Consider the following 18409-nt stretch of genomic DNA (forward strand, 5'->3'; position numbering starts at 1 on the left):
GCGTTGTCGCCCGTGTTCTGCGTTCAGACTCGGGTCGGCACGGCCCCGACACCCGCCGCGTCACGTGCCGCCAGGTAGCCGAAGGTGAGTCCGGCCCCGACCTGGCACCCGGCGCCGGGGTACTCCGACGCGGTGACCGAGTGTGCGTCGCCGCCGCACGCGTAGAGCCCGGGCACCGGAACACCGTCACTGTCGAGAGCCCGCGCACTTGCGTCGGTCCTGACCCCGAGCGTGGTCGCGAGTGGTGTCGGCACCACCGCGATCGCGTGAAACGGCGCCACTTCGATCGCGCCCAGGTTCGGGTTCGGCGTGTTGCTGGCGTCGCCGTACTGGTGGCCGAACGGGCTCTCCCCCTTGCCGAACTCCTCGTCGACCCCACTGCGGGCAGCCCGCCCGGCCGCTGCGACGGTGCGTTCCAGTCCTTCCGGGTCGACTCCGATCGACGCGGCCAGGTCGGCGACCGTCGGCGCGGTGTGCAGGTAGCCGCTGGTCTCGTACCGGCGCCGCAGCGCGGCGGGCAGGTGAGGCCGGACCATCCCGATCCCGTAGCGGTGCAGGGTGCGCGAGTCGAGCACGAGCCACGCGGGGATCGTCGGGACGTCCTTGTTCGAGTCGTACATCGCGCGGGTGAAGCGGTGGTAGGAGACCGACTCGTCGACGAACCGGCGGCCTGCCGCGTTCACCGCGACGATCCCGGGTTTGGCGCGGTCCCAGATGTGCGGGAAGACCGCGGTCGAGCCGTCGCGGCGGCGCCCGATCGAGCTCGGGAACCACATGGCGTTGTCGTCGCGTGGCTCCCCGACCGCGGCACCGGCGGCCCGGGCCAACGCGAGGGTGTCGCCGGTGGCGCTGTCCGCGGCGCGGGTGAACTGCGCTGTCGGCCGCGGCAGATGCTCGGCCCGCAGCTCGGTACCCGATGGGAAGCCCCCGGCAGCGAGGACGACCCCGCGGCGGGCGGCGATCCGCACCGGCCGTCCCTCCCTCGACGCGACGACGCCGGTCACCCGGCCGTCGTCGCCGGTGACGAGTTCGGTGGCCGGGCTGAGGAACCACACCTGCCCTGACCGGCGGCGGAGTTGGTGCCACAGGTTCGCGACCAGGGCGTTGCCCATCGCGAGCCGGGTGCCGCGCGGATATCCGGCCACCCGGTCGCGGGCCCACGTGACCCCGAGTCGCAGGGCCGTCGGCACGGCTCGGGGCGACCCGTCGAGCAGCGTGAGCAGCTCGTTGACCTCGGGGCGGCGCACCATCATGGTGCCGCCGAACAGGGCGAACTCCGGTACGGGCCTGCGGATCCGGGAGAAGCCGTCACGGCCGAGCCTGCGGCCGTCGAAGGTCTGCGGCTCCAGGGCCCGGCCGACCCCGGAGCCGGGGATCTCGGGGTGGTAGTCGACGACGGTCTTCGAGTGCCAGAAGCCGACACCGAGCCGTTCGAGGTGGTCGATCGCGGCCGGCGCGTGGTCGAGGTAGGCGCGGCGCAGCGCGGGGTCTGCGCGATCGCCGATCAGCGCGTCCAGGTACCCGGCGGCGGCGTCCCGATCGGCCGCAGGCTCCGCCTGGTGCCGGTGGCCGGGGGCCCAGCACGTGCCTGCCGAGTAGGCCGTCGTCCCGCCGAGCCATTCGGTCTTCTCCAGGACCACCACCGACAGACCCTCGGCGGCCGCGACGACGGCGGCGCCGAGCCCCGCGGCTCCGGTGCCGACCACCACGAGGTCGGTCTCGTGGTCCCAGGCCTCACGCTCGGCCATCGGTACCCTCCTGTCCGCTCACGAGCGTGGCGAGGTGGCGCCGCATCCGGTCCGGGTCCGGTGTGGACCCGGTCAGCAGGGTGATCGAGTCGGCGGCCTGGGCCACGAGCATCGCCCCGCCGTCGAGTACTCGGCAGCCGCGGGCGCGGGCGGCGCTCAGCAGCGCGGTCTCCAGCGGCCGGTAGACGACGTCGGCGACCCAATGGCGCGTCGCGAGTTCGGCCGGGTCGAGCGGAATGCCGTCGTGTCCGGTCATGCCGATCGGGGTGGCGTTGACGATCCCGTCCGCCTTCGAGGTCGCAGCCGGCACTCCGGCGACCGGCCCCCCGGTGATCTGCGCATCGGGCAGGGCGGCGGTCAACCGGCCGGCCAGGTCGGCGGCGCGTTCCGGGTCGGCGTCGACGACCTCGACCCGGCTACCGGAGCGGGCCAGCGCGTAGGCCACCGCCGATCCGGCCCCGCCTGCTCCGATCACCAGCACCCGGCCGAGCGGCGCGCCGGACAGCCCGTGCCGCAGCCCGGCGACGAACCCGGAGTGGTCGGTGTTGTGCCCGGTCAGCCGGCCGTCGTCGACGGTGACGGTGTTGACGGCACCGAGGTCGCGGGCCTCGGGGGACAGCGCGTCGAGCTGGTCGAGCACGGTCTGCTTGACCGGGTGGGTGACGTTGAACCCGGTCGCCCCGGAGGCGTCGCGCAGTGTCCACCCGGCGGGAAGCTGGTTCAGGTCGAGCAGTGTGTAGCGGTAGTCCAGGCCGAGCGCGGTGGCTTCCCGCTCGTGCAGGGCCGGGGACAGTGACGCCCCGATGCCGGCGCCGACCAGCGCGATCCGGTGACGGACGGCGGCGGGGGCGGTTCCGGTCATCGGGCACCACCGATCAGCGTGCGGGCGGCGGCGAGCTGGTGCCGGGCCACCTCCAGATCCGAGGCGCGGGCCTGCAGGTGCGCGTCCGGGACCTCGACGCTGAGCGGGACGCCGGGCGGTGCCGCGTCGACGAGACCGGCCAACGGCAGTTCGCCCGCGCCCACCGCGCGCCGGCGGGCGCGTGCCTCGATCTGCAGTACCGAGCCGTCCGCGGTCATCCCGAGCGGCAGCTCGGCAGGCAGGTCGAGGTGCTCGGGTGCCTGCAGCGGCCCGTCGCACAGCTGCAGGCACGGCACCAGCGCCGGGTCAAGGGCGCGGACGTCGTCGATGGTGCTGCCGCCGCGTTGCACGTGCAGGGCGTCGACGAGCACCGCGATCCCGGCAGCGGTGGCGATCTCCGCCGCGTCGGTGATGGTGGCGACCGGCTGGTAGCTGATCGGTTCCAGGGTCGGCTGGATGCCGAGCGGGCCGGCGTCGGCGGCCAGGGCGGCGAGGGTGTCGGTGAGCCGTCCGCGGTCCGGGTCGGTGCCGACGACGCTGAAGGTCCGGGCGCCGAGCGCGGCGCCGGCGTCCAATGCCGGTTTCCAGTCGGCGGGTCCGGTGTCCGGGCCGACGGTGAGGAACTCGACGTCGCGGACCTCGAGCCCGGTGTCGTCGAGCCGGCGCAGCGTCTCGGCCGACATCGGCGAGCCGGGCTCCATCGGGTACTGGTGCTCCCCCGCCGTCACGGCCCGCACCCGGACGCCGACGAAGTCGTACCCGGCCGCGGCGGCGACCGTGACCAGGTCCGGCGGGCTGAGCCGGAGCAGTGTGAGGTGGGCGAGCCCGATCGGGGTCATGCGGTGATCTCCTCCTTCACGGTCGGGACCGGTTCCGGACGGCCGGAGGCGGCCGAGGCGTAGAGCGCGGTGAGCATCGCCAGCGACCGGGTGGCCTCCCGCCCGGTCACGGCGGGGTCGCGGCCGTCCCGGACGGCTTCGACGAAGTCGGCGACCTGCAGTGCGTGGAACGGGGCGAGCGCACCGTTGATCCGGGAGAGCTCGACGTCCGCGGTGAGGCCGTGCCCGAAGGGAGAGCCGCCCTCGGCTGCGCCGGGCACCGCCCAGACGTCGAGGCGGGCCTCGGTGCCCTCGGGGTATTCGGACAGGCCGGCGGTGGCGCCCGTCGCACCGGTCACGCGAACCCGGCAGCCGAGCCCCGGGGTCAGTGCGGTCGAGGCCGAGACGGTCGCGAGGCCGCCGCCTGCGAATCGGACGGTCGCGACCGCGGTGTCCTCGACCTCGATCGCGTCGCCGTGCGCGAACGTGGCGTGTGCGGCGGAGACCTCGACCGGGTCGCCCATGTACCACTGCAGCAGGTCGAGCTGGTGCACGGCCTGGGTCATGAGCACCCCGCCGCCGTCGGTCGCCCAGGTGCCGCGCCACGGGTCGGCGTTGTAGTACGTGCTGTCGCGGTGCAGCAGCACGGCGACGTCGCCGAGGACGGGCCGGCCCAGGGTGCCGTCGTCGACCGCCCGGCGGATCCGTTGTGCGGCAGGCCAGAACCGGCGCTGGAACAGCACGCCGAGTGTGACGCCCGCGTCGTCGCAGGCCCGGACCATCCGGCCGGCAGCGGCGAGATCGGTCGCGATCGGCTTCTCGCACAGTATGTGCAGCCCGCGGGAGGCGGCCGCGGTGACGACGGCCTCGTGGGTGGGGTGTGGGGTGCAGACGCTGACCAGGTCGAGCTCGCTGTCCAGGATCTCGTCGGGCCTCGCAGGGGCCGCGCCGTACCGGCCGGCGAAGGCGGCGGCCCGCTCGGGGTCGACGTCGGCGCAGCCGACCAGTTCGACATCGGGAAGCTCGGCGTAGGCGGCGGCGTGGTTGGCTGCGACGTTCCCGCAGCCGATCACCGCCGCCCGCAGTGGCGGGGTCACCGGCCGGACCCGGTGGTACGCGGCGCGCCGAGCTCGGCGGTGGGCGTCCGGTGGGTCTCCGGACCGGTCAGCGCCGCGAGGGCCGCAGCGACGACGAATCCGCCGCAGAGCCAGGCGACCGGCACCCAGTTCGACGGGTCGGCCTGGGTGATCAGCGAGGCGAGGGTCGGAGTGAAGCCCGCCGCGAGCAGGCCCACCATCAGGCCGATCGCCACGCCGCTGTAGCGCACCTTCGCCGAGAACTGCTCGGGGAAGTAGGCCGGGTAGACACCGTTCGGCGCCGCGTAGCAGCCGCCGATGAGGATCACGGCGGAGATGTAGATCCAGGCCACGTCGCCGGTTCCGATGGCGTGGAAGAACACGGGCACCATGACTGCGACCCCGGCGAGGCCGACGACGAACACCGGCTTACGTCCAACCCGGTCGGCGAGCAGGCCGTAGAGCGGTTGGCTGCAGACGGCGACGGCGTTGGCGACCGTGATCACCGCCAGCATGGTGGGCCGGGCGACCCCGGCGACGTTGGTGGCGAAGGCCAGTGCGAACACGTTGACGATGGTGTTGACCATGGTGAACAAGGCGCAGACCGCGATCCGCAGTACGGCGAGCGGGTGGCTGCGGAACAACTCGACGATCGGGGCCTTCGCAGTGTCGTCGGACTCCTTGACGTCGGCGAACACTTCGGGTTCCTGCAGCGAGCGGCGCAGCAGGTACGCAATCGCGGTGACCACGATGCTGAGCCAGAACGGGACCCGCCAACCCCACGCCAGCAGTTCCTCCTCGGGCAGCGACGCGATCGGGATGAAGACCAGGCTGGAGAGCACGATCCCGAACATGATTCCGCTCATGACGAAGCTGGAGTAGAACGAGCGCCGGTGCTCCGGCGCGTGTTCCATCGTGAGCGAGCTGGCCCCTGGCGACTCGCCACCGGCCGAGAGGCCTTGGAACAGCCGGAGGGCGACGAGCAGGATCGGTGCGCCGATGCCAATGCTGTCGTAGCTGGGCAGGCATCCGATGAGGAAGGTCGAGACACCCATCAGCAGCAGCGTCGCCATCAGCGAGTTGCGCCGACCGAACCTGTCACCGAGGTGTCCGAACAGGATCGCGCCGAGGGGCCGGGCGACGTAGGCGACACCGAGGGTTCCGATGGACAGCAATACTCCGGTCGCGCCGGCATCGGGGAAGAAGACGGTGCCGAACACGAGCGCCGCGGCGGCGCCGTAGATGAAGAAGTCGTAGTACTCGAGTGCGCTGCCGAGGAAGCCGGACAACGCCGCCTTCCGTGGTGCGTTCCGGGAACCCTCTGCGGCGCTCGGGGACACCCCTTCGGTGTTCCCGAGCTGCGGGGCCGATGCCGTGGCGGACATGGCGCTCCTTTCGAACCGGCGTCGTCGACGGTGCTCCGCGGTGGCCGGACGGTCGGCGCGGAGCCGGTGCACAGGAGCTTGACAGTGCGACTCTGCACCGTCCAATACTTGGTTCTACTGAAACCATGTAATCACACCACATAATGCCGACCACGTCATTCGGGTGAGGGCAGAACCTCCTCGGCGACCTCCAACACCGTGCTCAGCACGAGCGACGGGTTGTCGGCTCGCCACGCGATGGCGTGCTCCATGTAGGTCGGCTCGTCACGCAGCGGCACGTACACGGCACCGGGCGGCACGATCGCAGCGATGCTCGACGCCATCAGCGCCACGCCCACCCCTGCCGACACCAGGGTGAGGATCAGGAACGGGTCGGTGCTCTCCTGCACGACCTCCGGCCGGAAATCGGCCCGCGAACAGGCTTCGACCGTGAGCCGCTGCAACGCCGACCCGGCCGAGACCGGCGTAGCGACGAACGGCTCGGCGGCCAGTTCCGCGAGGTCGATCTCCTTCTCCTCGGCCAGCCGGTGGTCTACCGGCAGTACCGCCCCCAGTGGCTCACGCGCGACCAGTCGGGTCGACAGCGGTGACGGGTCGATCGGCAGCCCGACGAAGGCGATGTCCAGGTCGCCCCGCTCGACCTGCACGACGCCGTCGCCGGTCATCACCCGTCCCGTCAGCACCATCGTCACGTTGGGGTAGCGGTGCCGCACGGCGCGGGTGAGCGGCGAGAGCGTGTGGTGGTTCAGTGCGCCGGAGAACCCGATCGCGACGGTGCCGTGCACCAGGCCGTCGGTGGCCCGAGTCGCCTCCGTGCCCAGCTCCAGCTCTCCGAATGCCCGGCGGACGTGTGGCAGTAGTGCCAGTCCGGCAGGCGTCAGTGCCACGCTGCGGGTGCTGCGATCGAACAGCGTGGTGTCGAGCTCGCGCTCCAGTCGGCGCACCGTCTGGCTCAGCGGGGATTGGGCCATGCCGAGACGTTCGGCGGCGCGTCCGAAGTGCAGTTCCTCGGCGACCGCGACGAATGCCTCCAGCCAGCGGATCTCCACGGCACCTCCTGCCGATCGGCGGGGCTTGCGTGTCCCCGCTTCGTAATATAGTCATGAAATAGACTTATTAATTGGCACATTACAAATCAATTCTTACATAGTCTGAGCGCGTCCGGCGCAGAGTGGCCGCGCGACGACCCGTCCGAGGGAGGACCAGCGCCGTGACCGTTCCGAGAACCGAACCCGGCTCACCGGCCGCCGACGTCGTCGTGGTCGGCGCGGGCGCAGGCGGCCTGTCGGCCGCCGTCACCGCCGCCCACCGCGGTCTGCGGGTGACGGTGCTGGAACGCGACGAGGTCTGCGGCGGCGCGACCGCCTGGTCCGGTGGCTGGATGTGGACGCCGGGAAACCCGCTGGCCCGGGCCGACGGCGTCGACGAGGACCCCGCCGCGTTCCGCGACTACCTGGCCGCCGCGCTCGGCGACGACCTCGACGCGGGTCGGGCCGACGCATTCCTCGACGCAGCGCCTCGGATGGTGCGGTTCTTCCACGAGAACACCGCGCTGACCTTCACCCCCGGCGCCCGGATCTGCGACATCTACGGCGACCTGCCCGGCGCAGGGACCGGGCACCGGTCGGTCGGCCCGGACCCCGCCGACCTGCGCCGACTCGGACCCGACGTGGCCGCGCTGCTGCGCCGTCAGCTCTACGAGACCTCGTTCCTCGGGATGGGGATCATGGCCGGTCCCGACCTGGCCGGATTCCTCGGCGCCTCCCGCGGCGACGTCCGCGGCCTGGCGCATGCCACACGACGGGTCGCCCGGCACATCGCCGACCTGGCCCTGCACCGGCGCGGCCAGCAGCTGGTCAACGGCACCGCACTGGTCGGGCGGCTGCTGCGCTCGGCACTCGATCTCGGCGTCACGATCGGGACCGGTACTCCGGTCACCGGCCTGCTGCGCGACGGCGACCGGGTCATCGGGGTCGAGACGCGGTACGGCCGGGTCACCGCGTCCCGCGGCGTCGTTCTGGCCGCGGGCGGATTCCCGCACGACCGGGCCCGGCGCGGGGCGCACTTCCCGACCGGTGCCGAGCACCACACCCTGGCCCCGTCGACCGCCGACGGCGCCGGGATCAGCCTCGGCGAGTCCGTGGGCGGGCGGCTGCGCACCGACCTGGCCTCCCCCGCGGCCTGGTGCCCGGTCTCGCTGGTGCCGTACCGCAATGGCCGGACCGGCGTCTTCCCGCACATCATGGACCGGGCGAAGCCCGGTAGCATCGGCGTGCTGCGCAGCGGGAAGCGCTTCGTCAACGAGGCGAACGGCTACCACGACTACGTCTCCGCCATGATCGCCGCGACCCCGGCCGGTGAGCAGGCCGAGGCCTGGCAGATCGCCGACACCCGGTTCGTCCGCAGGTATCCGCTCGGCATGGCGAAACCGCGGCCGGTGCCGCTGTGGCCCTATCTGCGCAGCGGCTACCTGAAGCGGGGGCGAACGCTCGCCGAGCTGGCACGCGCCTGCGGTATCGACCCTGCCGGTCTCGAGTCCACCGTGACCGCCTTCAACGAGGCGGCCCGCCGGGGTGAGGACCCTGCGTTCGGCCGCGGCTCCACCCCGTTCAACCGCTCCGGCGGAGACCCCGCGGGTGGCAGTCCGAACCCGTCGCTGGCGCCGCTGGAGCAGGGCCCCTTCTACGCGGTGCGGGTCGTTCCCGGCAGCTTCGGCACGTTCGCCGGGCTCGGCACCGATGCACGTTCGCGCGTCCTCGATGCCGAGGGTGAGCCGGTGCCCGGGCTGTACGCGGCCGGTTGTGACCAGGCGAGCGTGATGGGCGGGCACTACCCGGCAGGCGGGATCAACCTCGGCCCCGCCATGACGTTCGGGTGGATCGCCGCCCGCGATCTGGCCGGCATCCCCGCGGCGGTGGCGGAATGAACTCGCCCGCCCGGCCCGGACTCTCGGGCGGTGCCCGATGACCCAGTCGACTGCACCGACGCGGCGGACTCTGCCGACGCCGCCGACCGCGCTGGTCACCGGCGGTGCGAGCGGGATCGGTGCCGCCGCTGCCGCCCGCCTGCGCGCCGACGGGGTCGACGTCGTCACCGCGGACCTCGCGGCCGGCGCCGACGAGAAGCTCGACGTGACCGACCCGGACGCGGTCGCCGCACTCGTCGCCGCGCGAGGTCCGTTCGGAATCCTGGTGCACTCGGCCGGGATCGTCGGCCCCGCCGAGCCACTGTCCGAACTGGACCTCGACGAGTGGCGCGAGGTGTACCGGATCAATGTGGACGGCACCTTCCTGCTGTGCCGCGCGGTCGTGCCGGGGATGGTGGCCGCCGGGTGGGGCCGGATCGTGACCATGGCCAGCATCGCGGCCAAGGAGGGCAATCCCGGCCAGAGCGCCTATTCGTCGTCCAAGGCCGCGGTGATCGGACTGACCAAGTCGTTGGGTAAGGAGCTCGCCACCACCGGTGTTCTGGTCAACGCCGTCGCGCCGGCCGCCGTCGCCACTCCGATGAACGCCCGGACCGATCCGGCGGTGCTTGCCCGTTCCCGGGACCTGACTCCGATGGGCAGGATGGGGCGGTCGGAAGAGATCGCCGAGCTGGTCGCCTGGCTGTGTTCGGACCGTGTCGGGTTCTCGACCGGGGCCGTCTTCGATGCGAGCGGCGGCCGGGCGAGTTACTGAGGGAACGTGCCGCGAAGGCACGCGCCGCGACGGGACGGAGTGGACGCGTGGAGATCAGGTGGATCGAGGCTTTTCTGGCCGTGGCTGAGGAGCTCCACTTCGGGCGGGCCGCCCAGCGACTGCACCTGGCGCAGTCGCCGCTCAGCCAGACGATCAAGAAGCTGGAGAAGGACGTCGGCACGCCGCTGTTCGAACGGACCACGCGGGCGGTCACCCTCACCTCGGCCGGGCACGCGTTCCTTCCCCACGCCCGCCGGATCCTCGGCGAGGTCGACCTGGCGATGCGCGCGACCAGTGCCGGCACCGACGAGGTTTACGGTCGGGTCCGGCTCGGCTTCTCCGGGGCGCTGAACCACCTGACGCTGCCGCCGCTGACGCGCGCGCTCCGCACGAGGCACCCGCACGTGGCGCTGCAGCTCGTCGACCGGGTGACCACCGAGGATGCCGTCGACCTGATCGAGCAGGGCTCGCTCGACGTCGCTTTTGTCGGCCTGCCCGCTCCCGGTGAGCTGCCGGCGAGGGTGATCACTGTCGAGGAGCTCGGTGCTGCGCTGCCAACCGATCACCGGCTCGCCGGGCAGGAACGCGTTCGGATGAGTGACCTCGCCGACGAGGACTGGGTGCTGATGCCCGGCCAGTCGGCGCTGCGCTCGGTGATCCTCACCGCGTGCCACGCGGCGGGGTTCCGGCCCAGGGTCGCGCAGGAGGTCAAGGATCCCTACGTCGTGCTGTCGCTGGTCGCGGCCGGCCTCGGGGTCTCGCTCGCCCCGACCTGTGTGCGGCCGATCATGCCTGCCGACGCTATCTGGATGCCGCTGGAGGATCCGGCTCCGGAGCTGCACAGCGCGTTGGTGTGGGACCCGGACCGGACGACGGCGGCGGTGCGGGCGCTGCTCGACGTGGCCGGGTCGGTGCTCCCGGGTCCGCGATAGTGCCAATTCTGCACTTAATCTCTGCCGAACCATGTATTGGACACGCTTAGCGTTCGCACCCCAGCCTGGTTTCGGGTGGCGACGTCGCGACCCGGCCCGCTACGGCGGGTTCATCGACGAGGACAGGGGACGAGACATGGCGACCTATGCCGTGACCTACACCTACGCGCAGGACTCGGACACCGAACGCGACACCCACCGGCCCGCGCACAAGGATTTCCTCGCCGGGCTGTACGAGAGTGGCAGGCTGCGGGTGTCCGGGCCGATCGACGGCGGCGCTGGTGCGCTGCTCGTCCTCGAGGGCGGGTCCCCCGAGGAGATCGCCGGAGTGCTCGACGCCGACCCGTTCCGCGTCGAGGGCCTGATCGGTGACCGCACGATTCGCGAGTGGTCGATCTTCTTCGGAGGCCTGGCATGAGGATCGCACGCACGCTGCGGCGTGAACACGTGGTCCTCGACGACGTCCCGCCGCCGGTTCCGGGACCGGGCGAGGCGCTGGTACGGGTCCACACGGTCACGCTGTGCGGGACCGACCTGCACATCTGGGAGGACGACTACGCCACCGAACTGCCGATCGTGCAGGGCCACGAGATCGCGGGCGTCGTCGAGTCGGCACCGCCCGCATCCGGGGTTGCCGTGGGTGACCGGGTGGTGGTGTCGCCGATGCGCTGGTGCGGCGACTGCCACGCCTGTCGCATCGGGCGGATCAACGCATGCCGGTCGTCGTCCTGCCTCGGCTGCTACGAGGACGGCGGACTCGCCGACCTGATCGCGGTGCCTGCCACCGACCTGCACCGGATTCCCGACGCGCTGCCGACGGGGCTCGCCGCGCTCGCCGAACCGGCCAGCATCGCCATGCAGGCGGTCCTGCGCGGGCGCCCCGAGGCCGGCGAGCGGGCGCTGGTGCTGGGCTGCGGCCCGATCGGGCTGCTCACGACGTTGCACCTGTCGTCGTTGGGCGTCGACGTGACGTGTCTCGACGTCGACCCCGACCGCGCCGAGTTCGCACGCCGGTTCGGCGCCGGGCACACCGCGACGGCCGGCGAGCCGCTCGGCTCCGAACCGACCCTGGTGATCGAGGCCAGCGGTTCCCCCGCAGCCTTCGGCACCGCGCTCGACGCGGTGGCCACCGCAGGTCGCGTGGTGCTGGTCGGCATCTCCGATCAGCCGGTGACACTGTCGATGCGCACCCTCCCGGTGAAGGACGTCGACCTGCTCGGCAGCCGCAACAGCCAACGCCGAATGGGCGACGCCCTGGACCTGCTCGCCGCCCATCCGGCCGCGACGATCGCGCTCGTCACCCACCGGATCCCGTTGGACCGGATCGACGAGGCGTTCACGCTGCTGCGCGACGCCGACGGCTTGGTCGGCAAGGTCGCGATCGACCTCGTCGGTGCCACTGCGGAGTCGGCAGTCGGGGCGACCCGGCATGCGGAGGTGACGGTATGAGCGTGCTCGTGGAACAGCCGCGGAGCCACTATGACGTCGTCGTCGCCGGGAGCGGGGCGGCAGGCCTGACAGCGGCGCTCGGCGCAGCCACCGCGGGTCTGTCGGTGCTGGTCGCCGAGAAGGACGAGCGGCTCGGTGGCACGTCGGCGGTCGGCGGCGGGGTGATCTGGGCTCCGGGGAACCACCTCATGGCCGATGCCGGGTTCACCGATTCGCCCGCCGACGCACGGGCCTACCTGGCCGCGGGCAGCGACGGCCGGATGAGCGACGACGAGATCGACAGCTACGTCCGCACTGCTCCCGAGGCGGTCCGCGCCCTGTGCGGCTACGGGGTGCGGATGCGGCCGCTCGCCCGGCCGGACTACCACCCGGAGTGGGCGGGAGCGGCCCGCGGTCGCGGTCTCGACCAGGATCCGTTCGATCCGCGGCCGTGGTCCGGGCTTTCCGATCTGTTGCGGCCGCCGACCTACCTCCCGCTCATCAGCATGTCCGAGCGGGACGGGCTCGCCGGGCGCGCACCGGATCCCGGGTTGCTCGAACGGCGCCGCGCCGAGAGGGTGCGGACCATGGGCGGCGCGCTCGTCGGACGACTCGTCGTCGCGGCGATCGAGCGCGGCGTCGACCTGGTCGCGGGCAGCCCGGTCAGCGAGCTTGAGCGGACCGGCGACGGCTGGGCGCTCACGGTCGGCTCGACGCGCGTTACCGCCGGGGCGGTAACGCTGGCATCCGGCGGTTTCGAGTGGTCCCCGGCTCTGCGGCAGGCGTACCTGCCGTTCCCGGTGACCCCGATCAGCGCCCCGTCGAACACCGGCGACGGACTGCACCTCGGGCTGGCCGCTGGCGCGGCGGTCGCCGAGATGACCAGCGTGTGGGGCGTCCCGGTGATCGCACCGCCCTCGGCCGTCTACGACGGCATGCCCTCGGGCCGGATGGGCAACGTCGAGATGACGATGCCCGGTTCGATCACCGTGAACGCCGCGGGCCGCCGGTTCGTCAACGAGGCGACGAACTATCACGACCTGAACCGCGCGTTCGGAACCGTCGACCCCGCCACCGGACGGCACGCCAACGCCCCGGCGTTCCTGGTCTTCGACCGCACCTACGCCGAGCGTTATCCGGTCGCCGGTTCGCCGCCGGACTCGGAGCCGTGGATCAGCCGGTCCGCCGACCTCGCGTCGCTGGCCAGGACGATCGGCGTCGACCCCGACGGCCTGCTGGACACGGTCGCTTCGTTCAACGAGCACGCGCGCGACGGTGAGGATCCGCAGTTCGGCCGGGGCGCGAGCCAGCAGGACCGACACCTCGGAGATCCGGCGGTGACACCGAATCCGTGTCTGGCGCCGCTGGAGGTTCCACCGTTCTACGCGGTTCCGGTGCACGCCGGCGTTCTCGGAACGGCGGGTGGCCTGGCCACGGACCGCGACGGGCGGGTGCTCGACCACGACGGCGTGATCATGGACGGGCTGTTCGCGGCGGGCAACTGTGCGGCCACGCTGTTCAAGGACGCCTATCCAGGAGGCGGTGCAACTCTCGGCTCGGCTGTGGTCCGAGCTTATCGAGCGGGTGCCCGGTTGAGCCTGGATCTGAACCCGTCCGCGGATCGACCCGCTTCCGAGGTCGCTGGCTGAGTGTCGCCCGACCCGCGGCGGTTTCCCTGCGCGTGTCCTGCTCCCGCCCGTCGCCCGGCCACCACCCCACAGCGACGCGCTGACGCGCGGCAGCGTCCTCGCGCGTGTTCTGCAGTCAGAACGGTTCGGATCGGGAAACGCCTGAATCCACGACTCAGCGGTCGCCGGTGCCGCGAGCGGCGAGGGCTTCGCCGAGCTGGTCGGCGTGCCGCAGGGTGCGGACGAGGAACGGCACGACGAACGCCGTCGGGCTGCGGTCGGCACCGCGTGCCTTCGCCGCGGCGCGTACCTCCCCCGCGATGCCGGACAGGGTGGCGATCGCCTGCACCGTCAGCCCCACGAGCAGCCCCACCATCTCCGGCCGCACCCCGAATCGTTGCAGCGGCCCCACGGCGCGTTCCACAGTGGACACCACGTCGTCGACACGGGTCGTCAGGGTGAACAGGCTCGCCGCCGCCAACGCCGTGACGAGCCGCAGGCAGACGGTCGCCGCGGTCATCGCGCCGAGCAGCCACCACTGCACCGCGAACACCACGATCGACACGATCACCAGCGTCCGCACCAGCGGCCACCACCGTCGCCGCGGCACCCGCGCCACGACGTAGCCGGCCAGTACCGCCGTCAGCAGTCCGCCCAGCCACCACGGCGAGTCGAGTACGACCACCGCCGCGGCCAGTGCGACCACGGCGAGCAGTTTCGGTCCGGCCGGCGCACGGTGCAGGACGCTCCCGCCCGGTTCGTACAGCCCCAGCGGTGTCACGCCGACCACCTCGTGAGTGCCCCGAAGGGCACCTTCGGGGCCGAAAACACCGCCACGCGCCAGCGTGCCGACGAGGGGTGGTGGTCGGGCCGGCGGGCGGGGGCCCGGAATGTTCCCTTGATCATGGACTGTGCCGACCTCGTCATGACACCAGGCCCCGGTAGTAGCGGACCGCTGTGGCCGGTTCGTCGTCGGCGACCACGCGGCCTTCGTCGAACACGAGGACGCGCTCGAAACCGTCGAGCAGGTCGAGGTCGTGGGTCACGAGCACGACCTGTTGCCGCAGCTGCGCCAGGAGGTCGATGAACCGGCGCTTGTTGCGCAGGTCGAGCAGTGTCGTCGGCTCGTCGCAGACCAGCACGTCGGGGTCGAGCACGAGCATGGAGCACAGCGCGAGGAGCTGTTTCTGTCCGCCGGAGAGCTGGTGCGCGGGGTGTTCCGGGTCGAGGTCGTACTCGGCGAGTACCTCGGCCGCCCTGGCAGCACGATCCTTTTTGGACAACCCGCTGCCGCGCAACGAGAACGCGACGTCCTCGCCCGCGGTGGGCATGACGATCTGCGAATCCGGGTTGGTGAACACGAACCCGACGTGTTTGCGTACCTTGCGCCCCTCCGTCGCGGTGTCGAGGCCGTCGACGCGCACCCGGCCGCGGGTCGGCACGACGAGGCCGTTGATCATCCGCGCGACCGTCGACTTGCCGGACCCGTTGGCGCCCACGAACGCGACCCGTCGCTCGTCGAGTTTCATGTCCACATCGGACACTACGGGATTCGTGTCGTAGGTGTGGCCGACGCCCTCGAACTCGATCACCGCGCACCCGTCCACATCACGGCGCACCCGTCCACATCACCGCGCCATTCGTCCACATCACCGTACGACCGTCCACATCGTCGCCACTCCGATTCCGCCTCCCGCGGACAACGCCGCCAGTCCCGTCGAGCCCAGCCCCTGGCACACGAGCCGCGAGAACAATCGCACCACGAGCACCGCGCCCGACGCTCCCCACGGGTGTCCCAGTGCGATGGCGCCGCCGTCCGGGCTCGCCGTCTCCTCGTCGATGCCTGCCGCGTCGAGACAGGCCAGCGCCTGCCCGGCGAACGCCTCGTTGAATTCGACGACGTCCGGCACCCCGCGGCGCAGGACCTCCCGCATCGCAGGCACCGCACCCAGACCGAGGCGAGCGGGGTCGCCGGCTCTGGTCGCCGACGCCACGAGCCGCAGCCCCGGAACGCCGAGTCGCGCACGCACGCGCTCACTCACCACGAGTACCGCAGCGGCACCGTCGTTGACCCCGCACGAGTTGGCCGCCGTCGCCGTGCCGGCATCGGTGAAAGCGGGTCGGAATCGCGCGAGGCGTTCGACCGTGAATCCGGAGCGGGGACGTTCGTCGGCAGTGAGACCGCCGACGGGTACGAGTTCCCGGTCCAACCGGCCTTCGCCGCGTGCGGCGACCGCGCGGGCGTGGCTGCGCGCGGCGAAAGCGTCCTGCCGCCGGCGGGAGATCCCTGCCTCGGCCGCGACGAGGTCGGCGGCGGGCCCCATGTCGGGGTCGCCGAGCTCGGCCGGTGCGAACGGTGCGCGCGAGTACGGCGTCGGCGGGTCGGTGGGCCACGCGCGCTGCGGTGCGGTCGACGCGCTTTCGACACCACCGGCCAGGTAGGCCTCGCCCTCGCCCGCGCGCACGGCCGCGGCCGCCTGCGTGATGGCGGCGAGTCCGCTGGCGCACTGCCGATCGACCGTCACCCCGGGAACGCCGATGCCCAGCCCCGCCCGTAGCGCAGCCACCCGCGCCGGGTTGCCGCCGGGGCCGAACACGTTGCCGAGCACGACGTCGTCGACTCCGTCGACCCCGCTGCCGGCCCGGTCGAGGCTCGCATCGTCGATCACCGACCGCAGCACTGGCGCGGCGAGCTCGTCGACGGTGTAGTCGCGGAGACCGCCGCCGTCGCGGCCGATGGGCGTGCGCCGCGCGGCGATCACGACCGGCTCGGTCACGGTTCGGTCCCCGTGGTCGTGCCCGGTACGCCTGGGTCCGTTGGCGCCGTGCCTGCCGGTGCTGCATCAGGAGCGGCGTCCTGGGCCGTCAGTGGGACGGCGTCGCAGGTGCCGTCCCGCAGTTGCTGTTCCGCGACGCTCCGGGCCGGCTTGCCGGAGGCCGTACGCGGCAGCGACGTGGTCCACAGCCACCGCCGCGGCCGCAGCTCGGGGCGGAGGGCGTTGCGCACGGCGGCGCGTAGCGCGGCCGGAGCCGGTGGCTGCGGGGCCTGCACGATCGCGGTGACGAGCAGGCCGAGCCGCGGGTGCGGGGTGCCCGTGACCAGCGCGTCGTCCACACCCGCGACGGTACGCAGCACCTCCTCGACGGGTTCGGCGGGCACCTGTGTGCCGCCGCTGGCGACGACGGCCGATCCGCGTCCGTGGACGACCAGCCCGCCGGTCTCGGTGAGCCGCACGTGGTCGCCGTTGCTGAGCCACTCGGCCGCGGGTTCCAGGGCGCCGCTGCGCAGATAGCCGCTGAAGGCCAGTGGCGACCGCACCCACAGCACGTCGCCGGACACGTCGAGCTCGACGCCGTCGACGGGGCGGAGTTCGCCGTCGCGGCGGATCGCGATCAGGGACAGTTCCGCCGAGCCGTAGTACTCGACGAGGCGGGCCTCGGGCAGCGCGCGGGCGAACCGTTCGCGCAGCGCGTCGCCGAGGTGGGCGCCGCCGCACACGACGGTGCGCAGCGCCGACGGTCCAGGCCTGCGCTCGGCGTCCGCGACGAGCTCGGCGAGCATCGCGGGCACGAGGTGCACGGTGGCGGCCTCGCGCGCGTCGGCGGGGCGCCAGTGGTCGCGGCGGCGCAGCTCGGCGCCGCACCACACGGCGTGCAACGCGCCGAACAGGAACAGCGACGCGCTGAGCGGACCAGCCACGAGCACGGGCCCTTCGACGGGACCGAGCGCCTCGAAGCTGCGGATCCAGGAGGAACGCGTGCGCAGGCCGACCTTGGGCGTTCCCGTGCTGCCGGAGGTGGTCGGCAGGTAGAAGTACGGGTCGCCGTCCCCGTCGCTGTCACTGTCGTCGCGGTCGTCGGGAGCAACGGGATCAAGGTGATCGCCGGGTTCGGGACTGCCGTCGACGATCAGTGCCGGGGCGGCGTCGGCGAGGACGGCCGCGCGGTCGGCGGCAGGCCACGTCGGTTCGAGCACGAGCGTCGCGGCGCCGAGCAGGTCGGCCCCGAGCAGCCACGACAGCACGTCGCCGGTACCCTCCACGGCGACGCGGGTGCCGAACCCCACGCCGCGTTCCGCGAGGATGCGCGCGGCGACGTGAGCCGTGGCGGGAACGTGGGCCGTGAGCCTCACCGGGAGCTGGCCGTCCGGGGCAGCGTGCCCGGCAGAGCGCGGTGGACGACGGCCGCGATCAGCGCCGTCGCCGCCACCTTGCCGAGGTCACCGGGCACGAACACGAGCGACTGGACCGCGGCCGCGCCGAGGTCGCCGATGTAGGCGCCGAGGAACGGGATGCCGATCAGGTAGTCGGCGAGCAGGCCCGCGAGCGTGGCGAGTCCGATGACGGGCAGGTTGGGCTTGGCCGCGCGGCTGACGATGAGCCCCGCGACGAGCGCGGAGAGGATCCAGCCGAACAGGAACCCGCCGCTGGGGCCCACGAACGGCGCCAATCCGCCGCGCCCGCCGGACAGCAACGGCAGGCCGATGGCGGTGAGCGCGAGGAACAGGACGACGGCCGCGGTGCCCCGGCGCGCGCCGAGCAGTACGCCCGCGAGCAGTGGACCGGCGTTCTGGATCACCACGGGCACGCCGGAGGCGCCGAAGTAGATGCCGGGGAAGATTCCGAGCACGGCGATGAACGCGGCGAAGACGACGATGCGTGCCAGGTCGGCGGCGGGCAGCGAAACGCGTGGTGCGGGCATGGTGGCAAGGTAACGCCGCCGCGGGCCGCGTGGCGGTAGACGTAGGTCACTCGCGGACACCGGACGCCGGTCGGACACAGAGCACCGGTACGGGGCGGGCGCAGGACACGGGGTACTGAGTGCAGGACACGCGGGGTAGTCGGTGGCGGTG

The 18409-nt window shown here is 72.5% G+C and carries 17 protein-coding genes; 6 read left to right on the forward strand and 11 right to left on the reverse strand.

Going from position 1 to position 18409, the window contains the following annotated elements; all coding sequences use genetic code 11:
* Window positions 1-23 precede the first annotated feature (23 nt).
* From LY12_RS22530 to LY12_RS22555, 6 genes are all read right to left on the reverse strand, one after another.
* Window positions 24-1748, reverse strand: a complete 1725-nt coding sequence (locus tag LY12_RS22530) for an FAD-dependent oxidoreductase (protein WP_253859459.1) — start codon at window positions 1746-1748, stop codon at window positions 24-26.
* Window positions 1735-2610 carry a shikimate dehydrogenase gene (locus tag LY12_RS22535; RefSeq protein WP_253859460.1) on the reverse strand — a complete coding sequence of 292 codons (876 nt, stop codon included), beginning with the start codon at window positions 2608-2610 and terminating at the stop codon, window positions 1735-1737. Before LY12_RS22535 ends, LY12_RS22530 begins: the two co-directional genes overlap by 14 nt.
* Window positions 2607-3449, reverse strand: coding sequence for a TIM barrel protein (locus LY12_RS22540; protein WP_253859461.1), 843 nt, complete (start codon window positions 3447-3449; stop codon window positions 2607-2609). Before LY12_RS22540 ends, LY12_RS22535 begins: the two co-directional genes overlap by 4 nt.
* Window positions 3446-4525 carry a Gfo/Idh/MocA family protein gene (locus LY12_RS22545; protein ID WP_253859462.1) on the reverse strand — a complete coding sequence of 360 codons (1080 nt, stop codon included), beginning with the start codon at window positions 4523-4525 and terminating at the stop codon, window positions 3446-3448. Before LY12_RS22545 ends, LY12_RS22540 begins: the two co-directional genes overlap by 4 nt.
* Complete coding sequence (locus tag LY12_RS22550; RefSeq protein ID WP_253859463.1) at window positions 4522-5889, reverse strand: MFS transporter; 1368 nt, start codon at window positions 5887-5889, stop codon at window positions 4522-4524. Before LY12_RS22550 ends, LY12_RS22545 begins: the two co-directional genes overlap by 4 nt.
* Before the next feature lie 155 nt (window positions 5890-6044).
* A complete protein-coding gene (locus LY12_RS22555) occupies window positions 6045-6938 on the reverse strand; it encodes a LysR family transcriptional regulator (RefSeq protein ID WP_253859464.1) in 894 nt (297 codons plus the stop codon).
* A 161-nt stretch (window positions 6939-7099) separates the two neighbouring features.
* Here LY12_RS22555 and LY12_RS22560 point away from each other — a divergent pair, with 161 nt between their 5' ends.
* The 6 genes from LY12_RS22560 to LY12_RS22585 all read left to right on the forward strand — a co-directional run bounded on the left by LY12_RS22560 (window position 7100) and on the right by LY12_RS22585 (window position 13578).
* Window positions 7100-8815, forward strand: a complete 1716-nt coding sequence (locus LY12_RS22560) for an FAD-dependent oxidoreductase (protein ID WP_308292159.1) — start codon at window positions 7100-7102, stop codon at window positions 8813-8815.
* Window positions 8816-8852: 37 nt separating this feature from the next.
* Window positions 8853-9569, forward strand: coding sequence for an SDR family oxidoreductase (locus LY12_RS22565; RefSeq protein WP_253859465.1), 717 nt, complete (start codon window positions 8853-8855; stop codon window positions 9567-9569).
* A gap of 47 nt (window positions 9570-9616) precedes the next feature.
* The gene (locus LY12_RS22570; RefSeq protein WP_253859466.1) at window positions 9617-10501 is read left to right on the forward strand and encodes a LysR family transcriptional regulator; all 885 of its coding nucleotides are present in this window, start codon (window positions 9617-9619) and stop codon (window positions 10499-10501) included.
* A 136-nt stretch (window positions 10502-10637) separates the two neighbouring features.
* Window positions 10638-10919 carry a YciI family protein gene (locus LY12_RS22575; protein WP_253859467.1) on the forward strand — a complete coding sequence of 94 codons (282 nt, stop codon included), beginning with the start codon at window positions 10638-10640 and terminating at the stop codon, window positions 10917-10919.
* Entirely contained in the window at window positions 10916-11950 is a 1035-nt protein-coding gene (locus LY12_RS22580) for an alcohol dehydrogenase catalytic domain-containing protein (protein WP_253859468.1), read from the forward strand. Before LY12_RS22575 ends, LY12_RS22580 begins: the two co-directional genes overlap by 4 nt.
* The gene (locus LY12_RS22585; protein WP_253859469.1) at window positions 11947-13578 is read left to right on the forward strand and encodes an FAD-dependent oxidoreductase; all 1632 of its coding nucleotides are present in this window, start codon (window positions 11947-11949) and stop codon (window positions 13576-13578) included. Before LY12_RS22580 ends, LY12_RS22585 begins: the two co-directional genes overlap by 4 nt.
* 154 nt (window positions 13579-13732) lie before the next feature.
* Here the strand turns inward: LY12_RS22585 and LY12_RS22590 are convergent, their stop codons facing one another.
* From LY12_RS22590 to LY12_RS22610, 5 genes are all read right to left on the reverse strand, one after another.
* The gene (locus LY12_RS22590) at window positions 13733-14338 is read right to left on the reverse strand and encodes an energy-coupling factor transporter transmembrane component T family protein (RefSeq protein ID WP_253859470.1); all 606 of its coding nucleotides are present in this window, start codon (window positions 14336-14338) and stop codon (window positions 13733-13735) included.
* Window positions 14339-14480: 142 nt separating this feature from the next.
* Entirely contained in the window at window positions 14481-15149 is a 669-nt protein-coding gene (locus LY12_RS22595) for an energy-coupling factor ABC transporter ATP-binding protein (RefSeq protein WP_253859471.1), read from the reverse strand.
* 57 nt (window positions 15150-15206) lie between these two features.
* The gene (locus LY12_RS22600; protein WP_253859472.1) at window positions 15207-16334 is read right to left on the reverse strand and encodes a thiolase family protein; all 1128 of its coding nucleotides are present in this window, start codon (window positions 16332-16334) and stop codon (window positions 15207-15209) included.
* Entirely contained in the window at window positions 16331-17689 is a 1359-nt protein-coding gene (locus LY12_RS26175) for an AMP-binding protein (RefSeq protein ID WP_253859473.1), read from the reverse strand. Before LY12_RS26175 ends, LY12_RS22600 begins: the two co-directional genes overlap by 4 nt.
* Window positions 17686-18258: a biotin transporter BioY gene (locus LY12_RS22610; RefSeq protein WP_253859474.1), complete on the reverse strand. Its 573-nt coding sequence runs from the start codon at window positions 18256-18258 to the stop codon at window positions 17686-17688. Before LY12_RS22610 ends, LY12_RS26175 begins: the two co-directional genes overlap by 4 nt.
* Window positions 18259-18409 lie beyond the last annotated feature (151 nt).

Origin of the sequence: Prauserella alba (genome assembly GCF_024171735.1) — a bacterium.
Lineage (GTDB): Bacteria > Actinomycetota > Actinomycetes > Mycobacteriales > Pseudonocardiaceae > Prauserella > Prauserella alba.